This window comes from Pseudonocardia terrae (assembly GCF_021343995.1).
Taxonomy (GTDB): Bacteria; Actinomycetota; Actinomycetes; order Mycobacteriales; family Pseudonocardiaceae; genus Pseudonocardia; species Pseudonocardia terrae.
The window spans coordinates 120,837-145,349 of sequence record NZ_JAJTTE010000007.1 but is presented as its reverse complement, the minus strand read 5'-3'; the positions used below and the strand labels follow the sequence as shown (position 1 = coordinate 145,349).

Below are 24,513 nucleotides of genomic sequence, written 5' to 3'. Positions count from 1 at the left end.
TCCTCCTCCTCGACGAGGTGATGCCCCTGGGACGCTATCAACGTTGACGTAAACCATCAACGCTTATGTAAACTCGCGAACCGGGCTGGTCCGAGGTCGACCGCACCCAGGCCGGCTCCCTTGATCGACGCACTCGCGGCCGGTGACGTCGACGCGTCCCGGGATGGGATCACCGCGCACTTCCGCGGCACCGGAGAACTGCTCATGCCCTGGCTGGGCTCGCTGTACTTCTGGGGGGCCGGACATGCCGAAGGCGCCCCGGGATCCGGGGCGCCTGGCGGGCTGAGCAGGTATGTCAGCGGTCGAGAACGAGGCGGGGCGACCGGGAGCGGGAACAGCACGGCATGATGACTTCGCCGGAGGCCTGCTCTTCTGTGCTGAGGTAGGAGTCGCGGTGGTCCGGCTCCCCCTCCAGGACCAAGGTCTCGCAGGTCCCGCAGGTGCCTTCGCGGCAGGAGGTCGGGATGTCCACCCCTGCCGCCTCGATCGCCTCGGCCAGGGTCTGGTCGGCCGTGACGGTCAGTGTGATGCCCGAGGCGTCCAGCTCGACCTCGAACGCGGTGTTCACCCCGTCGAGCGCCCCCTCCTTGGGGCGGAACCGCTCCAGGTGCAGCGCCCCCGCCGGCCACGCCGCACACTGCTGCTCCACGGCGTCGAGCAGCACGCAGGGGCCGCAGCAGTAGATCGCGGTGCCCCCAGTGGGGGTGCCGAGGATCGTGGCCAGGTCGAGGAGGCCGTGGGTGTCCTGCGGCCACGACGTGACCCGCTCGCCGTAGGGTGCGAGCTCGCCGCGGAACGCCATCGTGGACTCGTGGCGCCCGCCGTAGAACAGCCGCCACGGCTTCCCCGCCGCCTCACAGGCCGCGATCATGGGCAGGATCGGGGTGATCCCGATGCCGCCCGCGATGAAGAGGTACTCGCTCTCGTCGACCAGGGCGAAGTTGTTCCGGGGGCTCCGGCACACCACCTGGTCGCCGACGGCGAGGGTCTCGTGCACGTACGCCGAGCCACCGCGGCTCTCGGGCTCGCGCAAGACGCCCAGCCGCCAGTGGGACAGGTCCGTCGGGTCCCCGCACAGCGAGTACTGCCGCTCCAGGTCCGGGCCGAGGACGAGGTCGACGTGCGCGCCGGGCTCCCAGGCCGGCATCTTCTCTCCCACCGCGGGCTCCAGGCGCAGCGAGACGATCCCGTCCGCCTCGGCCTCGATCGCCGCAACGACCGCGGTCAGGTCCTCCGTCACGGCCCGAGCACCTTCGCGGCCACGGCCTTGGTCGCCTCGGCGTCGCCGGTGAGCACCTGCACGGCGTTGACGACCATCATCTGCGTGATCTGGTCCTCGGTGACCCCACGCTTGCGCAGCTCGGGCAGCACGTAGTCCGAGATGCGGTGGTGGTGCCAGTTCGGGGTGTGCTTCGCGCGCCACGACGGCGGGGTGTTGATCGAGAAGAATCCGGCGTCGTGGGAGATCGTGATCTTCTCGGCGTAGCCCTGCTCGAGGAGCTTCGCGAGGGTGTCGACGCGGGACTCGTCGTCGAGCACGAACTCCATGCCGAAGCGGTCCATGCCGATGAAGGAGCCGTTGTCCATCAGCTCCCGGAGGTAGTCCAGGTCGGTCGAGTCGCCGCTGTGCCCGATGACCGTCCGCTCGAGGTCGACGCCGTTGGCCTTGAACCACTTCTGCTGGTCCCGGCCGTTGGCGTGGTGAACGTTGGTGTGCGTGGAGATCGGCACGCCGGTCTCCGCCTGCGCGCGGGCGGCGGCGCGGTAGACCCGGTCGAGGTCCGGGGTGATGCCGTGCTCGTCCGTGACGATCTTGATGATCCCGGCCTTGACGCCGTCCGTGCGCGGGATGCCCTCGGTGATGTCCTCGACGAACATCGTCTCCAGCACGTCCGGGCCGCCGAGGGTCTTCCCGACCAGCCCGTCCGGACCGTGGGTGTGGAAGTACGTCGGGAGGTCCTTGGCGGTGTAGTAGCCGGTGGCCACGACGATGTTCAGCGGCACGCCCTCGGCGAGGCGCTGCACGGTGGGGATGTCCCGACCCAGGCCGAGCACCGTCAGGTCGACGAAGGTGTCGATGCCCTTGTCCTCGTGCAGCGAGGTCAGGCTCTTCCGAGCGCGTTCGAAGATCGCGGCCTCGTCGTACTCCGGGTGCACGATGTTCTGCTCGAGCTCCGGGTTGCGAGCCATGATGTGCTCATGCATCAGCGTGGTGCCGATCTGCGAGCTGTCGATCGGGCCGCGCAGGGTGTTGACGGTGCTCATGCGGTGGCATCTCCTTCGGTGTCGTTCTTGCTGATCAGGGCGTCGCGACGGGCGCGGGCAGCGGCCAGGCCCGCCTTGAGGAAGCCGACGTCCGAGCCGGCGGTGACCATGCGGAAGCCGCGCGCGGCCTCCGTGGCGGGGTCACCGGTGATCCCGGCCGCGATGCCTGCCGTGGCGCAGGCCGCGACGATCTCGGCGACGGCGGCGCGGTGCCGCTCGTCGCGGGGGCCGGTGACCGGGTCGAGGCCGAGGCTGACGGCGAGGTCGCCCGGGCCGACGTACACGCCGTGCACGCCGGGGACCGCAGTGATCTCCTTCGCGTTGGCCACGCCCTCGGCGGTCTCGATCATGACGAGGCACAGCACCTGGCCGTTGACGGTCGCCGGGTCCGGGCCGAGGCCGTAGGCCGACCGGGTCGGCCCCCAGCTGCGCACCCCCATCGGCGGGTAGTGCGCGGCCGCCGCTGCCCGGTGAGCGTCCTCGGCCGACTCGACATTGGGCACGATGATTCCCTCGGCGCCGGCGTCGAGCGCCCGACCGATCAGCACGGGGTCGTTGGTCGCGACCCGGACGAGCGCGGTGGTGCCGGTCCGGGCGGTGGCCCGCAGCATCTCCACGGGACTGGCGAGTCCGCCCACGCTGTGCTGCTGGTCGAGGTAGAGGTAGTCGAACCCGGCCATCGCCAGAGTCTCCGCGACGTGCGGGTCCCCCGTGTGGCAGGCCAGGCCGACGGCCCGCCCACCCGACTCCAGGATCCCGCGGAGCCGGTTGGCGTTGGCCTCGGTCGTGACGGCGTAGCTCACGACGGCGCCGTCCCCGCGGCCTTGTCCAGCCGGTACCACTGTCGGGCGGACTCGTGCATCACCTTGGGCCGCATGGACTCCGGCATCAGGTTCAGCACCCGGGCGAGGTCGTCGGTGTGGAGGTGCGGGTAGTCCGTGGCGAACATCAGGATGTCCTCGGAGCCCAGCCACTCGATGATCCGGCGGGCGTGCGCGTCCGGGCCGAGGTCGGCCGGGGCGATCGAGAACCGGAAGTGGTCCCGGATGATCTCGGTGGGCAGGCGGTCGACCCACGGGATCTCGCGGCGCAGGCCCTTCCACTTCTTGTTGATGCTCCAGGTCCAGGTGGGCAGCCAGGCGAAGCCGCTCTCCAGCATCGTGACCCGCATGCCGGGGAACTTCTGGAAGATGCCCTCGTAGATCAGGCTGGTCAGCTGCGCACCGTAGACCTGGATCTCCGCCGCGTACTCCTCGGCATACCAGGACGCGTAGCCCGTGGGGGACGGCGCATCCTCCGAAGTGCCGCCCCAGCTCAGGCCCATGACCAGGTCATGGCGGGTCATCGCCTCGTAGATCGGCCAGAACACCCGCTGCCCGTAGAGCCGCTCCGAGCGCACAGGCATGGTGACCTGCACGATCCGCGGGTGCGAGCCGACGCGCTCGATCTCGGCGGCGGCCGCGGCGGGGTCGCGGGCCGGGACCACCATCGAGCCGACGAGCCGCGGGTCGCGGTCCAGCCACTCGGCGATCAGCCAGTCGTTGACCGCGCGGGCCAGCGCCGGGGCCCAGTCCGGGTGGCGCAGCGAGTCCACGCCGTAGGCGGTGTTGACGAGCGCGACCTCCGTCCGCCACGGGTCCAGGACGTGCCGCTGCAGGTCCTCCAGGCGGGACGCCGGGGGCCGGCCCTCGGGGCGCCACTCGTCCCGCGCTGTCGTCGGCGCGTTCGGCGGGTACGCCAGCGCCTGGCCGTTCGGGCCTTTCCAGCCGCGCTCCCGGGCGCCCTGCACCCACACCGGGTCGGTGTAGGGGAACAGCGCCTCCAACGACGGCGGGGTGGCGTGCACGTCGCAGTCGATCACCGGTCCGGTCCACAGCGTGTCCCGGGTGGTGCCCTGCAGCAGTGCGGTGGTCATGGCTTTCCTCCGGGCTGTTCTTGGCGGGCCGGCCGCAGGGACAGCACGACGTAGTCGGACTCGACCGCCACGTCGACGGTCTCGGCGGTGTAGGGGCCGGGGATTCGGCCGAGCTCGCCGCGGTCGAGCGCGGCCTTGACCTCATCGGCGCCCTCGAGGGCGACGGAGAACGGGCGGGCGCGCAGTCGCGGGTTCCAGTAGGACCGGCCGTCCTCGACGTCGAACTCCCAGTTGTGGTATGGGCAGGTCACAAAGGTCTGGCCCTCGTCGAGGCGGACTTCGCCGGGGACCGGGGACTCGATCTGGTTGACGACACCGCCCTCGCACAGCGGCGCGCCCAGGTGCGGACAGCGGTTGAGCATCGCGTAGAACGTGCCGCCGATGTTGAACACGCCGATCTCGCGGCCGTTCGCCTCGACGATCCGGCGCTCCCCCGGCGGGATCTCGTCGACTCGGCCGACCACGAAGCGGGTGGTGCGGGCCGGGCGGGTGGGTGAGGCCGTCACAGGACCTCCACCTCCTTCGTGCGGTGGCCGGGCACGGTCTCCGGGTCCAGCCAAGTCGGGTCCAGGTCGGCGACGCTGCGGCAGCCCATGAGCCGCATCGTGCGGACCATCTCGGTGCGCAGGATCTCCAGGACCCGCTCGACGCCCGCGGTGCCGGCCGCGGCGAGCCCCCAGGCCGGCAGCCTGCCGACGAGTACGGCGCGGGCGCCCAGCGACAACGCCTTGAGCACGTCACTGCCACGCCGGATCCCGCTGTCCAGCAACACCTCGGCCTGCTCGCTCACGGCGTCGACGATCCGTGGGAGCGCGGTCAGCGTGGCTGGGGAGCCGTCGAGCTGGCGGCCCCCGTGGTTGGACACGATCACCGCGTCCGCCCCGGCGTCGACGGCGCGCTGGGCGTCGGCCGGGGTGATGATCCCCTTGACCACGAGTGGTCCGGGCCAGTTCGCGCGCAGCCAGTCGAGGTCGGTCCAGGTCGGCGAGTGCGAGCCGGCGCCGCCCTTGGTCATCTCGGTGAGCACCATCGGCTTGCCGTCGACGGTGACCTCGGCGGTGTTCGGGATCTCGAAGGGCAGCCCGTCCAGCAGGTATCGGGCCAGCCAAGCCGGCTTGGGCAGCAGCTGCGGTGCGAGCTTCACGGCGTTGCGGGCGTTGACCCGCATCGAGTAGCTGAAGCCGTTCTTGTAGTCCCGCGGCCGAAAGCCCGCCACGGCCGTGTCGACCGTGGCGACCAGCGCGGAGTAGCCGGCCGTCTGCGCCCGACCGACCAGGTTCTCCATCGTGGCCTGCGAGGAGAAGCGGTAGAGCTGGAACCACTGCGGCCCCTCGACCGCGGCGATGTCCTCGAGCGTGTAGCCGGCCGCCGAGCTGGCGACGTGAATCGTGCCCGCCCGCGCGGCCCCGGTCGCCAGCCCGAGGTCGCCGTCCGGGTGCACCAGGCGCATCCCGCCGCACGGGGCGGTGAGCACGGGCAGGTCGATCGGGGTGCCGAGCACCTTCGTGGACAGGTCGGGCTGGTCGACCCAGGTGGCCATCCGCGGCGCGAAGGCCACGTCCCGGAACGCGCGGGCGTTGCGTTCGAGGGTCACCTCCCCCTCGGAGCCGCCGTCGACGTACTCCCGGATCCCGCGCGGCAGCACCCGGGCCGCGGCACGCTGGGCGTCCCCGTGGTCGAGCAGCCGGGCCGCCCGCCTGCGGCGAACGTTTTCCACCAGGGCCATGTCAGGCCCCCACTGCCGGGATGCCGTGTCCCGCCCGCAGCGGGATCTTGTACAGCGCACTGGCGTTCGCCCCGAGGATCCGACGGCGTCGCTCCAGCGGGAACGACCGCGGCACCGACTCGTAGGGCGAGTCGAAGTCCCAGTGCGGGTAGTCGGAGGAGAACATCAGCCGGTCCGCGAACCCGGACTCCTCGAACATCGCGTAGACGTCCGGGGTCCACTGCGGGTTCTCGGGCTCCTCGATCGGCTGCGTGGAGAACCAGAAGTGTTCCCGCAGGTACTCCGACGGCTTCCGGGTCAGGTGCGGGAGCTCGTCGCGCAGCTTCTCGAAGGTCGCGTCGAGCCGCCAGGAGAACGGCACGGCCCAGTCCCAGCCCAGCTCCAGCAGCGCGATCTTCAACCTCGGGAAGCGCTCGAACACGCCCTCGAAGATCAGACTGGGCACCATCGAGATCGGCAGGACCGCGAACGCCGCATGCATCTCGGCGTAGAAGTTCTGTCGCCCCGCACCGGTGGGCTGCCGGCCCATGCCCGGCACGTGGAAGCCCAGCGGGATGTCGTAGTGCTCGCACGCCTCGAAGATCGGCCAGTAGCGCTGTTTGCCCAGCGGGTCCTGCCCGGCCGGGGACATCAGCACCTGCACATAGGAGTCGCCGTTCGGGCCCTCCTTACAGCGGACGATCTCGTCGGCGGCGCCCGCGAGGTCGCGGGGCAGGGTGATGCTCGCCTTGAAGCGGTCGTCTGCACCCGACCAGGTGTGGGCCAGGGCGTCGTTGTAGGCGCGGTAGATCGCGAACGCGCACTCGTAGGGCATGTTCGCCCCGCCGTGGGTGATGATGTAGGTCTGCGGGCAGGTCAGAACCACGGCGGACATGTCGTACTTGTCGACCACCTGCTCCACGGCCAGGTGGGGGTCCACCCCCACGCGGCCGCGGGAATCCACCGCGTCCAGCCGGTGGGTGAACTCGCGCTGCGAGGGCGCCACACCGCCACCGAAGCTGCCCAGGCCGTAGCGCGCGATGTAGTCGCGCCAGCGCTTGGGCAGGTGCTCGGCGACCTGCGGGTCGGTCGGCAGCGGCATCGGGTGGAAGTCCGTGTCGATGATGCCGAGCTTCTCCTCGACGGGCGCGTCGACCGGACGGACGTCGGTGAGGGTCATGATGAGCTTCCTCTGCGGAGTTGCGGCTTACAGGGTGCTGCGGCTGGTCTCGGCGGCGAAGAACACCGCAATCACCGTGATCAGGCAGGTGGCCCCGATGAACAGGGAGATCCCGGCGGTGCCACCACCCGAGGCGGCGAGCAGCGAGGCGCAGATCAGCGGAGCGAAGCCACCGCCGATCGTGCCGGCGATCTGGTAGCCGAGCGAGGCGCCGGTGTAGCGCTGGGTCGTGGGGAACAGCTCGCCCAGCCACGCCCCCAGTGGGCTGTAGACGATGGCGTGCGTGAACGCGGCGAGCGAGATGCCCAGGTACATCGCGCCGACGCTGCCGCCGTCCATCAGCGCGAACATGACCGGGAAGCTGAGCGCCTGCAGGACCGCGCCGACCCCGACGACGACGCGACGACCCCAACGGTCGGACAGGTAGGCGAACACCGGCTGGAACACCAGGCCGATCGCCGCGGAGACGAGCACGGCGTTCAGGACGTCCGCCCGGGGGAAGCCGACCTCGATGCCGTAGCTGACGATCCAGGTGCCGTACACGGCGCTCGCCGCGAAGGCACCGAGCACCAGCGCGATCGACAGCAGCAGATTCTTCGGGCGGCGGAGGACGTCGAGCAGCGGCACGCGGGGCTTCTCCCCCGCCGCCTGCTCCGCCCGCTCGCGGGCCTGCTTGAAGATCGGGCTCTCCTGGACCCCGAGCCTGATCCACAAGCCGATGACCACGAGGACCGCAGAGATCAGGAAGGGGATACGCCAGCCCCACGTCATGAAGGCGTCCCCGGTCGCGGCGGAGGCCAGCGCGAACACGCCGTTGGCCAGCAGGATGCCGCCGTAGAGACCCATCTGCGCGACCGAGCTGGACAACCCCCGACGCCTGGGGGCGTGCTCCATGCTCATGAGCACCGCGCCGCCCCACTCACCACCCGCGGAGACCCCCTGGATCAGCCGCATCAGCACCAGCAGCAGCGGTGCCCAGATACCGATCGCCGCGTAGGTGGGGAGGAGGCCCACGAGGGTCGTCGAGACGCCCATCAGGACGATGGAGAGCACGAGCATGCCCTTGCGGCCGACCTTGTCGCCGAAGTGCCCCCAGATGATGCCGCCGATGGGCCGGGCGATGAAGCCCGCGGCGAGGGTGGCGAATGAGGCGAGGGTGCCCGCCGTTGAGCTGAACTCGGGGAAGAACAGCTTGTTGAACACAGCCGCGGACGCGATGCCGAAGAGGTAGAAGTCGTACCACTCGATCACGGAACCGAAGAAGCTCGACAGGAGCACCCGGTTCCGCATGCGTCGGCTGGATTGCTGGGCGGGATCGACTGCCGGAGTGCCGTCGGCACTGCGGGCAGCGATCTGCGAGTCGGTCACCGTCGACCTCCATGGTGGGAGCACGATCAGGCGCTATCCCGATCGTATATTCTTGTACCGAAGAATATACGTTCTTTCGCCGCGCTGTCCAGAGCCTGCGCCCCGGGTGCCTGGCGACGAAGCGGCGAAGCTCGATGTCCGCCGGCGCCCGTGCGCACGCGGCCTTCGCCGGCACATGTGCTGACTGCTGGAAGCGCAGCCTCGTGATCCCGACAGTCATCGGGTCGAGCTCGTCGACTCAGCCGCGCATCAGGCCGTCTCATCGCCACACCGTGGCGGCGGTGAACGGCGCGCCCCGCGACCCCGAGGAGATGCACGCCACGGCCCTGAATCGGACCCTCGGCGGGCGCTCAGGCGCTTGCTTCCGGCCTGCTCCCGGCGGGTCAGCCGGCGAGGCGGCCCGGCCCCCGAGGGGTCTGCGGTGCGTCCGGCTCGCCCCAGAAGTCCAGAGAGTCCAGCCACCGCATGAGCAGATCGCCGGTGCCCATGAAGTGGTCCTTGGCCAGCATGCGCGCCTGGTCGACGTCCCCAGCCGCGATGGCGTCGATCAAAGGGGTGTGCTGGGTGCGATTCACGTCCGACCAACCCGGCACGACGTGGAAGTTCTCCGGGAACTGCAAGGGGACGAGCCTGCTCGCCGCTCTGGCGAACCACTCCAACTTGGGCGCGTCCGCGATGACCGACACATAATGGTGCAGCGCCGAGTTCAGCGAGGTGGCCAGGTGCCCGTCGGACGGGTCTGCGTCGCGGATCTGCGCGTCCATCTTCCGCAGCTCGTCCACGTCCCGGGCCGTGGCCCGGGTGGCGGCACGTGCCGCGAGCTCCCCTTCGGCGGTGCCCCACATCAGGTAGGTGTCCTCGACGTCCTTACGGCGGACCGCCGACACCCGGAAACCCCGGTTCGGCTCGTGGGTCACCCAGCCGTCCTGGGTCAGCAGCAGTAACGCCTCTCGAACGGGCGTCACACTCACTCCGAGCTGCTCCGCCAGCTGGCCGAGTCGCAGGGGTTCGCCCGGCTGCACGGTGCGGGCCATGATCTGGTCCCGGATCGCGCTCGCGACGTTGCCGCGCAGCTGCTCCTTACCCGTCCGACCCACGGGCCGATCCTACCGAGCCACCCGATCGCCGACAGTGATGGTGTGATGACGCAAGGTCGACACTCCTCGAGCCCGTCGCCGCCGAGCTCTTGTACGAGAGGGAGGTGACGACGCCCTCGGACGGGCACAAGGGGCATCACAGACCGAGACCGTCAACCGGACGTACCGCCGCGGGTTTCACCGCGTCCCAGCGCTATCCGACAGGCCCGGTCCGGGAATGATTCGGGCAAGCGGAGCAGGTGCCGATCATCTTGCGAGCGGCGTCGGATGTGAACAGGACACTGGCTCCCTCGCGCTGAACCGGGGTCTGCGCGTGCGCGATCCCCAGCCACGCCGACGGCGGGGACCATATCCAACTCAGCCAGGTCAGTACGAGGGGTCGAGGTAGATCGTCTTGAGCACCTGGTAGCCGTGCAGCCCTTCCAGACCGAGCTCGCGGCCGATCCCGCTGGCCTTGACCCCGCCGAAGGGGGGTCGGGTCGTTGACGTAGCCGTTGATCCCGATCGTGCCGGACACGACGCGCCGGGCCACGGCCTCGCCCCGCTCCCCGTCGGCGGTCCACACCGAGCCGCCGAGGCCGAGTCGCTGTCGTTGGCGAGCGCGACCGCCTGGTCCTCGTCGGCGTACGGGATCACCGAGAGCACCGGGCCGAAGATCTCCTCCTGGGCGATCGTGTACTTGTTGTCCACGTCGGCGAAGACGGTGGGCTCCACGAACCAGCCGTGGTCGAGGCCGTCCGGGCGACCGCCACCGACGGTCAGCCGCGCGCCCTCGGCCTTGCCTTGGCGATGTAGCCCTCGACCCGGTCCCGCTGCCGGGACGACACGAGCGGGCCCACCTGGGTGGTCTCGTGCAGCGGGTCGCCGACGGCGAGCGAGCGGACCAGGTCGCTGACGGTGTCGACGACCTCCCGGTACCGGCTTTGCGGCGCGAGGACGCGGGTGCCCAGCCAGCAGATCTGCCCGTTGTTGAGGAGCGTCGCGGCGAAGAAGCTCTAGATCGTCGAGGCGAGGTCGGCGTCGTCGAGCACGATCGCCGCGGACTTCCCACCCAGCTCGAGGGTCACCGGCCGCAGCAGCCGGCCACAGGTCTCCGCGATGCTCCGCCCGGCCGCCGTGGACCCGGTGAACGACACCTTGTCCACGCCGGGGTGCGCGACCAGGTAGGCGCCTAGGTCCCGCCCGCCGGGCACGACGTTGAGCACGCCCTCGGGCAGCCCGGCCTCGACCGCGGCCTCGGCCATCAGGAACGCGTCGAGCACGGTCTCCGGCGCCGGCTTGAGCACCACGGTGCAGCCCGCGGCCAGCGCCTGGGCCAACTTGAGGAAGGTGATGGCCTGCGGGACGTTCCACGGCACGATCGCACCGACGACGCCGATCGGCGCGCGGATGACCCGCGATGTGCCACGAGCATGCCCGGCCGGGTCTCCTCCTGCGGGTTCTCGGTGACCAGGCCGGAGAAGTACCGCAGCAGGACGGGCGGGAAGCCGCCCTCGAAGTTGTTCGCCAGCGCGATCGGCATGCCGTTCTGCACGGCGACCCGTCGTGCGGTCTCCGCCGCCCGGGCCTCGAGGGCCTGCGCGAACCGCTCGAGGACCTCGGCGCGCCGGGCGGGCTCCCAGCGGTACCACCCTTGCGGATCGTCGAAGGCGCGGCGGGCAGCCGCGACGGCGTCGTCGACGTCCGGCTCGGCCGCCTCCGGGACCGAGCCGACGAGCTCCTCGGTCGCAGCCGAGTGCACCTCGATGCGCGTGCCGGTGGCCGGGGCACGCCAGTCCCCCGCGATGTACAGCGAGTCGTAGTCGATCATTGAAGAGTCCTCGGGATCAGGGGATCAGGACGATCTTCACGGCCTCGCCCCGGTGCTGGGCGGCGACGGCCTCGTTGATCTCCGACAGCGGCATGGTGGTGACCAGCTTGTCGAAGGGGAAGCGACCGGCGCGGTAGAGCTCGATGAGCTCGGGCAGGAACACGTCCGGGTCGCTGTCGCCCTCGACGATGCCCTTCACCGTGATCCCGATGACCTGCGCCTGGATCAGGCCCAGCGACAGCGCCGCCTCGGGATCGGACGGCACGCCGATGATGCCGAGGGACCCGCGCTGCGCGAGCGCGGCCACCGCCTGCTGAACGACCGGCGCGACGCCGGTGGTGTCGATGGCGTACTCGACGCCGTCGGCGAGGATCGCGCGGACCTGCTCGTCGATCGGCCCGTCGGCCGGGTCGAGCGCGTGCGTGGCGCCCAGCGACAGGGCCAGCTCACGCCGGGACGCCATCGGTTCGACGACGACGATCGTGTCCAGCTCACGGGCCGCGGCGGCGAGCACCGCGGACTGGCCGACCGACCCGCCGCCCAGCACCAGCAGCGAGGAGCCGGCGGGGCAGTCGAAGCTGCGCAGCACGGCACCGGCACCGGTCTGGACTCCGCAGCCGAGCGGACCCAGGATCTCCAGCGGCAGGTCGGCGTCGACCTTGACCACGTTGCGCTCGTGGGCCAGCGCGTGGGTGGCGAAGGAGGACTGGCCGAAGAAGTCCGAGCCGAGCGCCTCGCCGCCGCGGGTCAGCGCGCTCGGGCCGCCCGGCCGCGCGCCGCCGAAGTTGAGCGGCATGAAGTTCTGGCAGTACGACGGCTCGTCGCGGCGGCACTGCGTGCAGTCTCCGCAGCTGGCGAAGCTCAACAGCACCGAGTCGCCCTCGGCGACCTTGGTGACGCCGGTGCCGACGGCGCGCACGATCCCGCTGCCCTCGTGCCCGAACACGCCGGGGAGCGGGAAGGGCAGGTGGCCGTCCTTCGCGGCGAGGTCGGTGTGGCACAGACCGACGCCCTTGATCTCGACCAGCACCTCGCCCTCGGCAGGGCCGTCGAGCGCGACCTGCTCGACGGAGAAGTCGGCGCCGACGGCGGTCGCGACAGCAGCAGTGATGTCCATGGGAATCCTCGGAGGCAGCGGGTGGAGGGTTCAGGCTTCCGGCGCGACGGTCACCCGGACGCCGTCGCAGGAGCCGGTCACGATGAGCTGGCAGGACAGCCGGGAGGTCGGCCGAGCGCCCTCGGCGTACTCGAGCAGTTCCTGCTCCTCGTCCGTGGCGTCGTCGAACCGGTCGGCGAACTCGCCGTCGAGGTAGACGTGGCACGTGGCGCAGGAGCAGCTGCCGCCGCACTCGGCGACGATCCCGGGCAGGTTGTTGCGGACCGAGCCGTCCATCACGCTCTGTCCCACCGGGACGTCGACGACGTGGACCGAGCCGTCCGGGACGACGTAGGTGATCGCGGGCATGGGCCTTCCGTTCCGTGACGCAGGAGAGGAGGGGGCACCCGCACGCCGGTGGGGGCGCCGGCGTGCAGGCGGCGGGGTCAGCTCAGCTCGAGCTCCACCGGCAGGTTCTTCAGGCCGCCGACGAAGTTGGTCTGCACGACCTTGCGCTCACCGGTGACCCGGATGCCCTTGATTCGCGGGAGCAGTTCCTCGAGCAGGATCCGCAGCTCCATCTTGGCCAGGTGCTGGCCGATGCACATGTGCGGCCCGTACCCGAAGGCGATGTGCCGGTTGGGCTTGCGGTCCAACCGGAACTCCTCCGGGGCCTCGAACACGTCCGTGTCCCGGTTCGCCGACTGATAGAGCAGCATGAACCGGTCGCCCTTACGGATCTGCTGGCCCCGCAGCTCGTAGTCCTCCAGCGCCTGGCGGGTGAACTGCTTGACCGGCGACGCCCAGCGCAGGCCCTCGTTCACGAGGTCCGGGATGAGCGAGGGCTCGGCCTGGACCCGCGCGAGCTGGTCCGGGAACAGGGCCAGCGCCTCGATCAGGCTCGCCATGGTGCTCGACGTCGTGTCGTGGCCCGCGGTGGCGATGGCGATGAACCAGCCGTAGGCGAACTCCTTGGCGTGGAACTCGCCGGTCTCGTCCTTGGCGCTGGCGATGAGGGTCGCCAGGTCGTCACGCGGGTTCGCCCGCCGGTCCTCGACCAGCGCGTCGAAGTACGCGTAGAAGTCCTTGATCGCGGCGGCCCACTGCTGCGCGGCGGCCTCGGGCGTGAGCGGCTCGACGTCCTCGCGTGCCGCATCGGGGTCCGCGGTGCCGAAGAACTCCTGGGTGAGCCCCATCATCCGCGGCTCGTCCTCCTCGGGGACCCCGAACAGCGTCATGATCACGTGCAGGGGGTAGTAGACCGCGAACTCCTTCACGAAGTCGATCGCGTTGGCCCCGCCGTGCAGGTACTTCTCGATGGCCTCGCGCGCCAGGGCCCGGATCTGGTCCTCCCACTTCTTCAGGTTCGCGACCCGGAACCAGTCGTTGGCGATGTCCTTGATCGCCGTGTGCTCCGGCGGGTCCAGGTAGGTCAGCGTCTCCAGGATCCGCAGGCTGCCGCCGGTGAGGCTCTTGGTGAACGCGTCGCCCGCCTGGTTCTGCAGGATCGGGTTGTGCGAGCCCTTGTCCTCGCCGCCGCCGCTGGTGAAGACGTGCGGCTGCCGCTCGATCTCCATGATGTCGGCGTGCTTGCTGACCAGGTAGACGGGGTCGTAGCCGTCGACGTCGGCGATCGCGAGCGGGGCGTTCTCGCGCAGCCAGCGGTAGGCCTCGAACAGCGCGACCTCGTCGCGGTGGCCCTCGGGGAGCACCACCTGACGCGCGATGTGCTCCGGGACGGTGGCCCGGGTGTCCTTCTCCGTGGTGGTCATCCACTACCTCCGTGGGGCGCGTCGTTGCTGCTGGCGTAATGATCGGACCAAAGTCTGTGACCCACCTCTCCCGCGGGAGGGAGATTTCTCCCCCTCAGCAGGCCCCGGTGGACACGTCCCGAAGCGGGACCGCGGGATCGGCCAGCCGGACCGGGTCGACGAGGACACCCGAGGCGATGAGCTTCTTCCCGGCCATGAACTCCGCCGGGGAGTTCGCCGTCTCGACGGCCCGCACCTGGCCGCGCTCCAGGTGGAACAGGGCGAACCTGCCGATGCCCGGGTCGCCGCGCAGCACGACCTCGCGGCCCGGGAGCACCACGCCGGCGATCTTCAGCTTCAGGTCGAGCTGATCGGACCAGAACCACGGGAGCTCGGGGGCGGGCGGTGGAGTGCCCAGGATCGTGGCGGCGGCCTGTTTCGCCTGTTCCGTCGCGCTCGGGATGCTCTCGAGCCGCATCCGGCCGACGCCGGCCACCGGACGCACGGTCGCGTCACCGATTGCGAGGACCGCGGGATCGCTGGTCCGCGCCGTCTCGTCGACGACGATGCCGCCCGCGCACGCCAGGCCGGCCGCCTCGGCCAGTTCGGTGTTGGGGATCGCGCCGATGCCCACCAGCACTCCGTCCGCGGGCAGCGTCCCGCCTGAGCCGAGGACCACCTCGCGCACGGCGCCGTTCCCGGCCAGCGCGCAGACCTGGGCGTCGACCCTGATGTCCACTCCACGCGCGCCGTGCGCCGCCGTGAGGATCGCCGAGAGCTCGCTGCTCGCGACCCGGTTCAGCACGCGTTCCTCGCGCTCGAGCACCGTGACCGGAACACCCGCGGCGGTTGCCACGGCGGCGACCTCCAGCCCGATGTACCCGGCGCCGACGATCACCAGCCTGCGTCGCTCGGCGAGCCAGTCCCGCAGGACGCGGGCGTCCGCGAGGGTGCGGAGCGCGGCGACGCCGTCCAGGTTTGCCCCGGGAGCGGGCAGCGGCCGCGGCCGCGCGCCGGTGGCCAGGACGAGGAAGTCGTAGCCGAAGGTGCCACCGGAGGTAGTGGTCAGCTTCTGCGCCGCGGCGTCGAGGCCGGTGACCCGCTCGCCGAGCTGCAGGACGACCTGTTGCTCGGCGTAGAACTCCCGAGGCCGGATGACCTGCTCCAGCTCGCCCGAGGTGAACTTCTTCGACAGCGGTGGGCGCTGGTACGGGTGCTCGGGCTCGTCACCGATCAGCACGATCTCCCCGCGGTGGCCGCCCTGGCGGAGCAGCGCCACGAGCGCTGCGCCGCCGTGCCCGGCTCCGACCACGACAACTCGCGCCTCGGGTCCTGCCGCCTGCTGTGGTCCGTCGGTGTGCGCGGGCCGGGGGCCCGGGTTCCTCGCCATCGATCCTCCGGTGGATGTCCGGTACCGGTGGACCGATCGTCGCCCTCCGGGTCCGCGCGGACATCGCTCCCGAGGGGGAGTTTTCTCTCCCCCGGTCACCCCGTGGCGGAGCGGCCGAGCCCGTGGAACCGCGCCGCGGCCTCCGCCCGATTGGCGGCGCCGAGCTTGCGCAGGACGTGCTTCATGTGGGTCTTGACCGTGCCGGTCGACACCCCGAGCCGCTCGGCGATGTCCTGGTTGCTCGCGCCCCGGGCGAGGTGGCGCAGGACCTCGAACTCCCGGCGGGTGAGCTCGCCGAGCGGCCCGTCCGCGAGGAAGGGGTGCACTCCCGGATCGGCGTCGAGCACCGAGGACGGCTCGGCGGTCGACGGCCAGTGCGCGGTGCCGTAGAGGAGGTCGTCGATGCCGGTGAGCTGGCGCTCGAACTGGGACTTGAGCGCAGTGAAGCGTTCCTGGTAGCGGGCCCGCTCGAACGCGAGTCCCACGGCGTCGGCGAAGAGCCCGAGCAGGTCGCGGTCCCCGGCGTCGACGACGTCCGCCTGTGAGTGCCGGTCCACGTGCAGCAGTGCGATGACCGAGCCGTGGGCGACGACGGGCGCAGCCGCGTAGTCCCGCGTGTCCGCGAGGGAGATCAGCTCGCGGTGGATGTGGAGCCGGCTCTGCGCATTCCGGACCAGGATCGGTGTGCGACGGCGCACCGCCTCGGTCTCCGGTTCCTCGCGGCCGATCCGGCCCGGCATCGCGCCACCCACCCGTAGGAGGGCGTCGGCCAGGGAGTCGTCCCCGTGGGCGAAGGCGCCCTCCGGGGTCCACGCCGTGCCGCGCAGGGCGGAGAAGAGCGACCGGCTGTACCCGATCTCGCCCAGCTCCAGGGGGACCTGCCGGAGGAGATCCGCGACGCCGAGGCCCGCCCGCAGCCGGGTGACGGCACGGTGGAGCTGCTCGGTCACCTTCGCCCGCCGGGCCATGCGGGCCTCTCCGACCGCCAGTCGCAGCGCTTGCACCTGGACGAGCAACGTGAGGGCGGTCGTCGTGGGCGGCTCTCCGCATCGTTCGCCCGCGGCGAGGTGGCGCCGCAGCGCCCGCTCGGCGGCGTGCAGGGAGTCCGAGGCGGTCTCGAGATCCTCGACGTGGGGCGCAGGGAGCGCAGTGTCCGGGCCGCCGAGGGCGTCGACGACGGCGGTGAGTGCCTCGCCTGCGCGCGTGACGAGGGAGTCGGCGGCGGCCGTTCCACGGAGCGGGTCGTTCCGATCGCCGGCAACGGTGTCCACGAGAGCCTCCTGACCCACGTCCTCGTGAGTTGGTTGGTCCGACCGTTCGAAGGATCGTATCGTTCAGGTAGGCGTCATCGCACACCCCGTTCGGGGAGGCGTCTCATCGCATGCGCCACGTCGGGTCGCGCTTCTCGCGGAACGCCGCCACCCCTTCCCTGATGTCCTCGGTCGTGAAGGCCAGGGCGAGCCGGGAACGCAGGGCGTCCAGCGCCTCGGGCAGGGACATGTCCCGGGTCGCCGCGATCGCGTCCTTGCCCAGGCTCATGAGCAGCGGCGACTTCGCCGCGATCCGGCGCGCCCAGTCGCGCACCGTCGCGTCGAAGTCCTCCGCGTCCACGACGACGTTGACGAAGCCGAGTCGCGCCGCCTCGTCGGCGTCGACCGGGTCGCCGAGCATCATCAGCTCGTTGGCCTTCATGCGGTCGATCGACCGGTAGATCAACGCCGAGATCATGAAGGGGAAGACGCCGACGTTGATCTCCGGGCAGCCGAACCGGACGCCGCGCCGGGCGATGACCAGGTCGCAGGCCAGTGCGAGCCCGAAGGCCCCGGCCAGCACGTCGCCGCCGGCTGCGCAGATCACCGGCTTTCCCAGCTCGCCGAGCAGGGTGAACAGCCTCGGAAAGCGGTCCAGGCCCGCGTACTTCTCGACGGTCGGGGCGTCGGAGGCGAAGGCCTTCAGGTCGCCGCCGGCCGAGAAGACCCGGTCATGAGCCGAGGCCAGCACCACGACCCGCACGGTGTCGTCGCAGCGGGCCCGCTCGAGCGCGGCGAGCAGGGCGTCGAGCATCTCGTCGCTCAACGCGTTGCGGTTCTCGGGCCGGTCGAGCACCAGCCACGCGACACCCGGCTCCCGCGCATCGTGCTCGTAGCGGACGGCGGGCCGTGCGGCTCCGACGGACGCCGCGGTCGCTGATGTCACCCTTGCCTCCTTCGTCGCCGACCCTCGTCGCCGGTACGGACCGATGATATAAAGGTCTGGCCAAAACTCAACTCAGGCCATGAACCGGCGTTCCGGCTGCCGTGACTTGTTCACGTTAGCAAGTCTGCGACGTCGATAACGATCGTTCACACGCGTGAGCGTCGGCTCAGGCTGTACTCACCGTCGAGGAAGGGGCACGACATGAAGCCCGAGGAGTTCACCGACGTCGTCTACGAGGTCGACAACGGCCTGGCGTGGATCACCATCAACCGTCCCGACCGCTACAACGCCTTCCGAGCCCGGACGGTCGACGAGCTCGTCCTCGCGTTCAAGCTCGCCTGGGCGGACGACGAGGTGGGCGTCATCGCCCTGACCGGCGCGGGCGAGAAGGCCTTCTGCTCCGGTGGCGACCAGAAGCAGCGGATGGAGACCGGGGACTACGGCCCCTCCGAGTCCGGCCTGTTCGAGGTCGAGGCCCTGCACCGGGTGATGCGCGACGTGCCCAAGCCCGTCGTCGCCGCGGTCAACGGCATCGCCATCGGCGGCGGGCACGTGCTGCACGTGCTGGCCGACCTGACCATCGCCGCCGACACCGCGACGTTCGGCCAGAACGGGCCGCGCGTCGGCTCCTTCGACGCCGGCCTCGGCTCCGGCTACCTCGCCCGCGTGGTCGGCGAGAAGCGCGCCCGAGAGATCTGGTTCATGCTCCGCCGGCTCTCCGCCGAGGAGGCCCTGGACTGGGGTCTGGTCAACAAGGTGGTCCCGGCCGCCGAGCTGCGCTCCGCGGTCCGCGAGTGGGCCGACACCATGCTCGCCTACTCCCCGACCGCCCTGAAGGTGCTCAAGCAGTCCTTCAACACCGACACCGAGCACCTGATCAGCATCGGCAACATGGCTTACACGACGCTGAAGCTGTTCGGCGAGACCGAGGAGGCCCGGGAGGGCATCACCGCGTTCAACGAGAAGCGGCAGCCCGTCTTCGGCAAGTACCGCTCGCACTGACATGCGGTTCAGCGACGACCAGTTGCGGTTCGCGGAGGCGGTACGCGCGTTCTGCGCACGCGAGTGCGGCACGTTGGCCCAGCGAGACGCCCTGACCGACGCCGGCGCGGAGACCAACAGCCCCGCGCTGCTGCGCCGGATCGCGGAGCTGGGCTGGCTGGGCATCTCGCTGCCGGAGGAGGACGGCGGGATCGGCGGGTCGTTCGTCGACGAGTGCCTGTTCCTCGAGGAGAGCACCCGCGGCCTCGCCCCGATCTCCGGCTACTCGACCGGCCTGACGGCGGCCCAGACGTACCTCAAGTACGGCACCGCGGACCAGCGGCGGACGATCGTCGAGAACCTGTGTGCCGGCGGTATCGAGGCCATCTCCCTCTCCGAGCCGGGGGCCGGGACGGACCTGGCCTCGGCCCGGCTGCAGGCCCGGCCCGACGGCGCGGACTACGTGCTCAACGGCCAGAAGACCTGGACCTCCGTGGCCCACCTGGCCGACCACCTGCTCGTCCTGGCGCGCACGGACGCGACCGGGCCGAAGCACAAGGGCCTCACCCTGTTCATGGTGGAGGGATCGGCCCCGGGCCTGGAGATCCGCGCGATCGACACGATGGAGGGGCACGTCGTCAACGACGTCTTCTTCACCGACGTCCGGGTGCCGGCCTCCGCCGTCGTCGGCACCGAGGGTGCGGCCTGGGAACACCTCAACCGCGGCCTCGGGGTCGAGCGCGTGATCATCGCTGCGATGTCGGTCGGGGCCGCTCAGCGCGCGCTCGACGACGTCGTGGCCTACACCTCGGAACGCGAGCAGTTCGGCCGGGCCATCGGCTCGTTCCAGGCCGTCCGACACCGGCTCGCTGACCTGGCCACCGAGATCGAGCACTGCCGGGCCTTCCTCTACGACGTCGCCGACCGCATCGACGCCGGCGAGGAGGCCGACCTCGGCACCCGCTCGTCCATGGCCAAGCTCAAGAGCACCGAGGTCGCCAAGCAGGCCACCCTGGAGGCCATGCAACTCATGGGCGGGTACGGCTACGCCCGCGAGTACGGCATGGAGGGCCAGGTCCGCCGGGCACTCGCGCCACCGATCTACGGCGGGACCAACGAGATCCAGCGCGAGATCATCAGTCGCGGCCTGCGGTCTCCCGTCGCGAAGGAGCGATCATGACCAGCCCGAAGAAGAGCCCGTTCGCCCCGGACCTGCTGGTGGGCAAGCGGATCCTGATCACCGGCGGCGGAACCGGGCTCGGTCGCGGCGTCGCCCGCCACCTCGTCGACCACGGCGCCTCCGTCCATCTCTGGGGCCGCCGTCCCGCGGTGCTCGAGGAGGCCGCGGCCGAGGCCTCGCAGTCCCGGCCCGGGTCCGTCCACGTGCAGACCGTGGACGTCCGGGACGGCGACGGGGTGGACGCGGCGATGGAGGCGCTCTGGCAGGAGCACGGCCCGGTGACGAGCGTGGTCAACAACGCGGCCGCCAACTTCATCGCGCCCACCGAGTCGCTCAGCCCGCGGGCGTTCGACGCGGTCAGCTCCACGGTGATGAAGGGGTCGTTCCACACGACCCACGCCGCGGGGAAGCGCTGGATCGCCGCCGGGCTGCCGGGCAGTGTGCTCTCCACGCTCACCACCTGGGTGTGGACGGGGTCGGCGTTCGTCACGCCGTCCGCGATGGCGAAGGCCGCCGTGCACTCGATGACGATGTCGCTGGCCGTGGAGTGGGCGCGGTACGGGATCCGGCTCAACGCCGTGGCGCCCGGCCCGATCCCCACGGACTATGCCTGGGAGATGCTCAACCCCACGGACAAGAGCTCCGTCGGTGCGACCCAGGCGGACCAGATCCCCATGGGCCGCACCGGGACCGTGGAGGAGTTGGCGAACCTGACGATCTTCCTGCTCTCCGACGCCTGCGACTACCTGACCGGGCAGACCATCGCCATGGACGGCGGGCAGATGCTCGCCGGCCCGGGCACGTTCGCCGGTCTGACCTCGATGACGGCCGAGGACTGGGCGGCGGCGAAGGAGAAGAGCAAGGCGGCCAGCGCGGCCTCCAAGGCCCAACGCGGCTGAGTCCTCCGCGCACGCGAACGCCCGCCCCGAGTCGATCGGGGCGGGCGCTCCGTGTCTCTGCCGGCTTCCTGCGGTCGGGCGGCGTAGAAGTCAGCGCCGCGCCGGAATACCCAGGTCGAGAGTGCCCGACTCGTTCGTCCCGTCGCACCCAGCACAGTCCCGGCCGGCGGGCGCGTGCCCTCGGGCCCGGGGAAACATCTCGTCCGCGCCGGGGACGTCCAGGGCGACCTGCCGCTTCCGGTCCGCGTCGCGCGCCAGGAGCGCCGCTCCGAAGGCCCCGGTGATCTGGGGGTGTGCCGGCACCGTGACCACGGCGTCCAGAGCCCGGCTCAGGAAGTGCACGGCCGCCGGGTTGCGGGCCACGCCTCCGGTCAGCACGACCGGAGTGTGCCGGCCGACCTGCGCTACCAGCGCGAGCGTCCGCGCCGCGATCGCCCGGTGGACCGACGACGCGATGTCCGCGACGTCCTGGTCCTCGGCCAGCATCGACACGATCTCGGTCTCGGCGAACGTGGCGCACATGCTGCTCACCTCGAGGTCGTCGGACCCGCGCAGGGCCAGCTCCCCGAGCCCCTCGATCGGCACGTCCACGGCCCGGGCGAGCACCTCGTAGAACCGGCCCGTGCCGCTGGCGCAGCGGTCGTTCATGGCGAAGTCCTGCACGAGGCCGTCCGGCCCCACGGTGATCGCCTTGGAGTCCTGACCGCCGACGTCGATCACCAGCCGCACGCCGGGGACCATCTCGGCGGTCCCCCGCGCGTGGCAGGTGATCTCGGTGTACGTGCGGCCCGCGCCCGGCACCAGCCGGCGCCCGTAGCCGGTCGACACCGTGCCGTGAAGGTCCGACTCGGTGAGCCCCGCCTCCCGCAGCGCCTGATCGACCGCGCGCTGCATGCCCGCACGCGAGACGGCTCCCATCGTGACGACGGACGAGGACAGGATCTCCCCCGCGCCGTCGACGACGACGGCCTTCGCCGTCGTCGAGCCCAGGTCGACGCCGAGGTAGCGGCCTGTCATGCCGGCCACGCCACCTCGGCGCCGCGGCCCGCCCGACGGTGATCACCGCGCTCCCGCGCGACGTCGATCGCCTCCAGCATCGCGACCAGCCGACTGTCGAGGATCTCCTCCTTGTAGAAGGAGGCGTCGGCGACGTCACCCTCGAAGAAGATCGACGGAATGCCGAGATTGTCCCGCGCGGACCTGGCGAGGAGGCGCTGCGGCCCGGTGAACGCCCGGCAGGTGCGGGTGGAGTGGAAGACGATGCCGTCGATGCCGTAGGACTCGCAGTCCCGCAGGGTGAGGTGATCCAGCGTCTTCGATCCGTGGTTGGTCGGACAGAGCAGGTAGTGCTGGGCCATACCGAGCAGCGGGTCCGAGGTGTCGATCAGGTGCGGTTCCTGCCAGAACGCGTTCTGGATGTAGCGCCCGGCCAGCACGGCCGCGCCGTGCTCGGCGAACTTGCGGGACAGGAACCCCAGCTTGTTCCAGTTCATGATCCCGTCGAAGTACAGCCGGTACTTCTCGTCCCGCACACCCGAGATGCCGGCGTCGATGCGCTGCTGGATCTCGTCCTTCACGTTCTGGAAGTAGTCGACCAGCGCCTGGTTGCCGGGGAGGAAGTTGATCGGCGCGATGCAGGAGATCCAGTCCCAGAACGTGGCCGGGGCCGGGGTCGCCTTGCAGAGGTCGAGACCTTCGCGGCGCAGCTCGCCCGCGCGCTTGATGTAGGTCATCGATTCGCTCAGCGCGTCGTAGTCGAAGGGGCGGCCGGTCTGCACCTCGAGAAAGTCGATCAGCTCGACGAGCTGGTCTCGGACGTAGCGGGAGGCCTCGTCCCATTCCGAGCCGACCAGGTAGCCGGCGTCGGGCCGGTTGCCCCAGAGGAACGGGTGCGAGACGTTGAAGATCGGCACGTTCTTGCCGAACACGCGGTACGAGACCTCGTCCCACTGCTGCCCGGTGCTGCAGCCCGCGTAGTTGTTGACGAAGAGATCCGGCGCGGGCAGCTTGGCCGCCAGGTCGGCGCGGTCGTGCAGACCGACGACGCCGCTGTCCGGCTCCTCGCTGCCCTTGAGGGTCAGCACCGCGCAGCCGAGGTGCGTGCGGGAGTAGGAGCAGAGCTCGGCGTTGTAGCCGTACTCGGCGCCCGCCAGCTGGGCCGGGCCCTCCAGGCGCTGCGCGGCCAGCCGGGCCGCGAAGGCCTCGCCGTGACACCACGCCAGGCCGGCCGCCTGGAACATCGGGTTGAGCGCGCCGCCGTTGTACCAGACGATCTTGCGTCCGGACTCGCGGGCGACGAAGAGATCCTCCCAGTAGTCGGCGATCATGCGCCCGCCCTCGCGGGTGATGGCAAGCCGCTCGGTGCGGGGTTCGGCCGTCGGGGCGGTCGGAGCGGTGGTGGTCATGTCGGTTCTCCGATCAGGCGTAGGCGGGCCGGTGCCGGACGGCCCGCTCGACGAGGGCCTCCAACCGGGTGCGCAGCGCTTCCAGGGGGATGCCCTCGTGCTCGGTCTCGACCAGCAGCTGCGGGATGCCGGCGGCGTCGAGGGCCTTGCGGAGCTCGGGATAGAACAGCATGTGGGGCTCGCAGAACTTGGGCATGAGGTGCACGACGACCTCGGCCCCGCTGCGCCGCGTCGCGTCGATCAGCCAGGCGTCCCAGTCCACGTCGTGCTGCACCCGGGTGGGACACGGCAGGTCCACGTTGCGCTCGGCGTACCAGCGGCCGATCGCGCTCATCGGATCCTCGCCCGGGGTGAACGGGACCAGGGACTGCACGTAGCGCCGCCCCGACCACAGGTCGTCGTCGACCACGACGGCCCCGGTCTCCTCGATCACCTCGAGCAGCTCGCGACGGGGCGCGTGACAGAGATGCCCGGACAGGTGGACCCGGACACGGTCGTCCCGTTCGCCGCGCGGCGCTGCGGCCAGGGCCTCGACGAGCAGGTCGTGATGCTCGACGGGATCCATGACCTGCGCCGACACGACCATGTCCTGCAGCTCGACCGGCGACCACGTGGTGTCGCCCGCGGCGCGCTCGTCGAAGACCCGGCGCAGCAGCTGGCGGTCGGCGTTGTAGGCCTCGATGGCCAGGGCCAGGGCCTCGTCCTCGACGGGGGCGCCGGAGAGCTTCTCGAACTCGGCACGGAAGTGCCCCATCATCTCGGCGATCTTCTTCTCGGCCCAGGAGTCGCTCAGGGAGCTGATGAGCATCCCGAAGAACACCGGCCGGTCGCCGATCGCCCGCGCCACGTCCGAGGCCCCGAGCAGCTGGATGCAGTGGTCGGCGAGCAGGAGCGCGTCGAAGTGGTCCAACCGGCCGGTCGCCGCCTGGTCGGCCAGGTTCCGCGTGTAGCCGCAGTAGAACTCCGGCAGATAGGCGCGGCCCTCGGCGACCGGCCGCTGGTCGTCCTGGACATAGACCGGGAGGACACCCGCGGCCAGGGCGATCTCGCGCGGAAAGTTCATCGGCATCACACCGACGACGAAACAGCCGGGGTGGTGGGCCCGCCACTGCGCGACATACGCCCGCGGATCACGGGCGGCGTCGCGTAGCCGCTGCAGGGCAGCCGATTCGGGCATCGGAGCTCCTTGAGCTTTGACGAATGTGAGTAACGAGTGTCTTGGACTGTAAAACATCATCGGGCGAAGCGCGAGCACCTGAGATCGATCCGCACCTA

The 24,513-nt window shown here is 70.8% G+C and carries 22 protein-coding genes and 1 pseudogene; 3 read left to right on the top strand and 20 right to left on the bottom strand.

Going from position 1 to position 24,513, the window contains the following annotated elements:
* Positions 1-295: 295 nt before the first annotated feature.
* From LWC33_RS07035 to LWC33_RS06960, 17 genes and pseudogenes are all read right to left on the bottom strand, one after another.
* Positions 296-1,240, bottom strand: a complete 945-nt coding sequence (locus LWC33_RS07035; protein ID WP_233303419.1) for a PDR/VanB family oxidoreductase — start codon at positions 1,238-1,240, stop codon at positions 296-298.
* Entirely contained in the window at positions 1,237-2,265 is a 1,029-nt protein-coding gene (locus tag LWC33_RS07030) for a phosphotriesterase family protein (RefSeq protein ID WP_233303418.1), read from the bottom strand. Before LWC33_RS07030 ends, LWC33_RS07035 begins: the two co-directional genes overlap by 4 nt.
* On the bottom strand, positions 2,262-3,068 hold the full coding sequence (locus LWC33_RS07025; protein WP_233303417.1) for an HpcH/HpaI aldolase family protein: 807 nt from the start codon (positions 3,066-3,068) through the stop codon (positions 2,262-2,264). The genes LWC33_RS07030 and LWC33_RS07025 overlap by 4 nt, the downstream gene beginning before the upstream one ends.
* Complete coding sequence (locus LWC33_RS07020; protein WP_233303416.1) at positions 3,065-4,180, bottom strand: amidohydrolase family protein; 1,116 nt, start codon at positions 4,178-4,180, stop codon at positions 3,065-3,067. Before LWC33_RS07020 ends, LWC33_RS07025 begins: the two co-directional genes overlap by 4 nt.
* Positions 4,177-4,686 carry a Rieske (2Fe-2S) protein gene (locus LWC33_RS07015; RefSeq protein WP_233303415.1) on the bottom strand — a complete coding sequence of 170 codons (510 nt, stop codon included), beginning with the start codon at positions 4,684-4,686 and terminating at the stop codon, positions 4,177-4,179. The genes LWC33_RS07020 and LWC33_RS07015 overlap by 4 nt, the downstream gene beginning before the upstream one ends.
* Positions 4,683-5,906, bottom strand: coding sequence for an alpha-hydroxy acid oxidase (locus LWC33_RS07010; protein WP_233303414.1), 1,224 nt, complete (start codon positions 5,904-5,906; stop codon positions 4,683-4,685). The genes LWC33_RS07015 and LWC33_RS07010 overlap by 4 nt, the downstream gene beginning before the upstream one ends.
* 1 nt (position 5,907) lies before the next feature.
* On the bottom strand, positions 5,908-7,065 hold the full coding sequence (locus LWC33_RS07005; RefSeq protein ID WP_233303413.1) for an amidohydrolase family protein: 1,158 nt from the start codon (positions 7,063-7,065) through the stop codon (positions 5,908-5,910).
* Between the two features lie 27 nt (positions 7,066-7,092).
* The gene (locus LWC33_RS07000) at positions 7,093-8,433 is read right to left on the bottom strand and encodes an MFS transporter (protein ID WP_233303412.1); all 1,341 of its coding nucleotides are present in this window, start codon (positions 8,431-8,433) and stop codon (positions 7,093-7,095) included.
* A gap of 383 nt (positions 8,434-8,816) precedes the next feature.
* A complete protein-coding gene (locus tag LWC33_RS06995) occupies positions 8,817-9,530 on the bottom strand; it encodes a GntR family transcriptional regulator (RefSeq protein WP_233303411.1) in 714 nt (237 codons plus the stop codon).
* A 366-nt stretch (positions 9,531-9,896) separates the two neighbouring features.
* Positions 9,897-10,888 (bottom strand): annotated as a pseudogene (locus tag LWC33_RS06990) (aldehyde dehydrogenase family protein).
* Complete coding sequence (locus LWC33_RS34930) at positions 10,774-11,340, bottom strand: aldehyde dehydrogenase family protein (protein WP_255691119.1); 567 nt, start codon at positions 11,338-11,340, stop codon at positions 10,774-10,776. Before LWC33_RS34930 ends, LWC33_RS06990 begins: the two are co-directional and overlap by 115 nt.
* 16 nt (positions 11,341-11,356) lie before the next feature.
* A complete protein-coding gene (locus LWC33_RS06985; RefSeq protein ID WP_233303410.1) occupies positions 11,357-12,457 on the bottom strand; it encodes an NAD(P)-dependent alcohol dehydrogenase in 1,101 nt (366 codons plus the stop codon).
* 30 nt (positions 12,458-12,487) lie between these two features.
* Positions 12,488-12,805: a 2Fe-2S iron-sulfur cluster-binding protein gene (locus LWC33_RS06980; RefSeq protein WP_233303409.1), complete on the bottom strand. Its 318-nt coding sequence runs from the start codon at positions 12,803-12,805 to the stop codon at positions 12,488-12,490.
* Positions 12,806-12,882: 77 nt separating this feature from the next.
* The gene (locus LWC33_RS06975) at positions 12,883-14,208 is read right to left on the bottom strand and encodes a cytochrome P450 (RefSeq protein WP_233303408.1); all 1,326 of its coding nucleotides are present in this window, start codon (positions 14,206-14,208) and stop codon (positions 12,883-12,885) included.
* A 94-nt stretch (positions 14,209-14,302) separates the two neighbouring features.
* Positions 14,303-15,577, bottom strand: a complete 1,275-nt coding sequence (locus LWC33_RS06970; protein ID WP_233303407.1) for an NAD(P)/FAD-dependent oxidoreductase — start codon at positions 15,575-15,577, stop codon at positions 14,303-14,305.
* A 95-nt stretch (positions 15,578-15,672) separates the two neighbouring features.
* Positions 15,673-16,848, bottom strand: a complete 1,176-nt coding sequence (locus LWC33_RS34925; protein WP_233303406.1) for a helix-turn-helix transcriptional regulator — start codon at positions 16,846-16,848, stop codon at positions 15,673-15,675.
* Between the two features lie 103 nt (positions 16,849-16,951).
* Positions 16,952-17,773: an enoyl-CoA hydratase/isomerase family protein gene (locus LWC33_RS06960; RefSeq protein ID WP_233303405.1), complete on the bottom strand. Its 822-nt coding sequence runs from the start codon at positions 17,771-17,773 to the stop codon at positions 16,952-16,954.
* Positions 17,774-17,974: 201 nt separating this feature from the next.
* On the opposite strand from LWC33_RS06960, the gene LWC33_RS06955 reads away from it, so the two are divergent.
* The 3 genes from LWC33_RS06955 to LWC33_RS06945 are packed head-to-tail and all read left to right on the top strand — an operon-like array spanning position 17,975 to position 20,833.
* Positions 17,975-18,775, top strand: a complete 801-nt coding sequence (locus LWC33_RS06955; protein ID WP_233303404.1) for an enoyl-CoA hydratase-related protein — start codon at positions 17,975-17,977, stop codon at positions 18,773-18,775.
* A 1-nt stretch (position 18,776) separates the two neighbouring features.
* The gene (locus tag LWC33_RS06950; RefSeq protein WP_233303403.1) at positions 18,777-19,934 is read left to right on the top strand and encodes an acyl-CoA dehydrogenase family protein; all 1,158 of its coding nucleotides are present in this window, start codon (positions 18,777-18,779) and stop codon (positions 19,932-19,934) included.
* Entirely contained in the window at positions 19,931-20,833 is a 903-nt protein-coding gene (locus LWC33_RS06945; protein ID WP_233303402.1) for an SDR family oxidoreductase, read from the top strand. The genes LWC33_RS06950 and LWC33_RS06945 overlap by 4 nt, the downstream gene beginning before the upstream one ends.
* 90 nt (positions 20,834-20,923) lie before the next feature.
* Here the strand turns inward: LWC33_RS06945 and LWC33_RS06940 are convergent, their stop codons facing one another.
* The 3 genes from LWC33_RS06940 to LWC33_RS06930 are packed head-to-tail and all read right to left on the bottom strand — an operon-like array spanning position 20,924 to position 24,415.
* Positions 20,924-21,850, bottom strand: a complete 927-nt coding sequence (locus LWC33_RS06940) for an acyl-CoA dehydratase activase (RefSeq protein WP_233303401.1) — start codon at positions 21,848-21,850, stop codon at positions 20,924-20,926.
* A complete protein-coding gene (locus LWC33_RS06935) occupies positions 21,847-23,238 on the bottom strand; it encodes a 2-hydroxyacyl-CoA dehydratase subunit D (RefSeq protein ID WP_233303400.1) in 1,392 nt (463 codons plus the stop codon). Before LWC33_RS06935 ends, LWC33_RS06940 begins: the two co-directional genes overlap by 4 nt.
* Before the next feature lie 13 nt (positions 23,239-23,251).
* Positions 23,252-24,415, bottom strand: a complete 1,164-nt coding sequence (locus LWC33_RS06930) for a 2-hydroxyacyl-CoA dehydratase subunit D (protein WP_233303399.1) — start codon at positions 24,413-24,415, stop codon at positions 23,252-23,254.
* Between the last annotated feature and the right edge of the window lie 98 nt (positions 24,416-24,513).

What these genes read in the sequence shown, in the direction of transcription:
- LWC33_RS07030 (WP_233303418.1), bottom strand. Translation starts at nt 2,265, where the DNA reads ATGAGCACCGTCAACACCCTGCGCGGCCCGATCGACAGCTCGCAGATC.
- LWC33_RS07020 (WP_233303416.1), bottom strand. Translation starts at nt 4,180, where the DNA reads ATGACCACCGCACTGCTGCAGGGCACCACCCGGGACACGCTGTGGACC.
- LWC33_RS07010 (WP_233303414.1), bottom strand. Translation starts at nt 5,906, where the DNA reads ATGGCCCTGGTGGAAAACGTTCGCCGCAGGCGGGCGGCCCGGCTGCTC.
- LWC33_RS07005 (WP_233303413.1), bottom strand. Translation starts at nt 7,065, where the DNA reads ATGACCCTCACCGACGTCCGTCCGGTCGACGCGCCCGTCGAGGAGAAG.
- LWC33_RS34930 (WP_255691119.1), bottom strand. Translation starts at nt 11,340, where the DNA reads ATGATCGACTACGACTCGCTGTACATCGCGGGGGACTGGCGTGCCCCG.
- LWC33_RS06985 (WP_233303410.1), bottom strand. Translation starts at nt 12,457, where the DNA reads ATGGACATCACTGCTGCTGTCGCGACCGCCGTCGGCGCCGACTTCTCC.
- LWC33_RS06980 (WP_233303409.1), bottom strand. Translation starts at nt 12,805, where the DNA reads ATGCCCGCGATCACCTACGTCGTCCCGGACGGCTCGGTCCACGTCGTC.
- LWC33_RS06975 (WP_233303408.1), bottom strand. Translation starts at nt 14,208, where the DNA reads ATGACCACCACGGAGAAGGACACCCGGGCCACCGTCCCGGAGCACATC.
- LWC33_RS06970 (WP_233303407.1), bottom strand. Translation starts at nt 15,577, where the DNA reads ATGGCGAGGAACCCGGGCCCCCGGCCCGCGCACACCGACGGACCACAG.
- LWC33_RS06955 (WP_233303404.1), top strand. Translation starts at nt 17,975, where the DNA reads ATGAAGCCCGAGGAGTTCACCGACGTCGTCTACGAGGTCGACAACGGC.
- LWC33_RS06950 (WP_233303403.1), top strand. Translation starts at nt 18,777, where the DNA reads ATGCGGTTCAGCGACGACCAGTTGCGGTTCGCGGAGGCGGTACGCGCG.
- LWC33_RS06945 (WP_233303402.1), top strand. Translation starts at nt 19,931, where the DNA reads ATGACCAGCCCGAAGAAGAGCCCGTTCGCCCCGGACCTGCTGGTGGGC.
- LWC33_RS06940 (WP_233303401.1), bottom strand. Translation starts at nt 21,850, where the DNA reads ATGACAGGCCGCTACCTCGGCGTCGACCTGGGCTCGACGACGGCGAAG.
- LWC33_RS06935 (WP_233303400.1), bottom strand. Translation starts at nt 23,238, where the DNA reads ATGACCACCACCGCTCCGACCGCCCCGACGGCCGAACCCCGCACCGAG.
- LWC33_RS06930 (WP_233303399.1), bottom strand. Translation starts at nt 24,415, where the DNA reads ATGCCCGAATCGGCTGCCCTGCAGCGGCTACGCGACGCCGCCCGTGAT.